The sequence below is a fragment of the Oleiphilus sp. HI0043 genome (assembly GCF_001634935.1).
The window spans coordinates 1-752 of sequence record NZ_LWEY01000445.1 but is presented as its reverse complement, the minus strand read 5'-3'; the positions used below and the strand labels follow the sequence as shown (position 1 = coordinate 752).

1 protein-coding gene is annotated in these 752 nt (G+C 47.7%); it reads left to right on the top strand.

The window, feature by feature from the left end; all coding sequences use genetic code 11:
* A partial coding sequence (locus tag A3729_RS05655) for an MFS transporter (RefSeq protein ID WP_156497706.1) occupies positions 1 to 752 on the top strand: 752 nt, incomplete at both ends.

Sequence of the window (752 nt, the reverse complement as noted above, 5' to 3'; positions counted from 1 at the left end):
ATTGGTCCTATCTATGGGGTTGGTTTACTCATTATGGCTTTTCTGTTCTGGCTAATAGCACCTACCCGCCCCTATACCCCGACAAAACTTCAAGCCGAACTTAGCACCCTACAAGCACTTAAATCCATCCAGATTTGGCGCTTCGGTCTATATTACTACTTTGTCTTCGGTAGCTTTTTAGCGCTAATCCTCTGGCTCCCACAGTATTATGCTTCCGCTTATAAACTCAGCTATAGCCAAGCGATGGCCTTTACGCTTTTCTTTGTTGCCACCTCTGGCATGGTTCGAGCATTAGGAGGCTGGTTTGCAGACCGCTATGGTGGTCGCACCGTTAACTGGGCAGTATTCTGGATATGCTTAGTTTGCTTGTTCTTCTTGTGCTATCCGCCGACCACGATGACCATACATGGCGTGCATCAAGATGTAGAACTGGCTATCGAAATTAACGTCTGGTTCTTCAGTACATTGATATTTATTATCGGTATAGCCCAGGGCTTTGGGCGAGCAAGTGTGTATAAGACAATTCATGAATACTACCCTCAGCAAATGGGGCTTGTTGGTGGCTTAGTGGCTGCAATTGGCGCCTTAGGCGGCTGCACACTCCCTATCGCTTTTGGCCTAGCCGTTGACTGGATCGGCATCCATAGCGCATGCTTCATGGTTTTATATGGTGTGCTCGCTTGCTGTATGACTGTCATGTTCCTTGCTATCAAGACTGATCGCTTTAACCAGCGCGTGCAACATGCCACCAG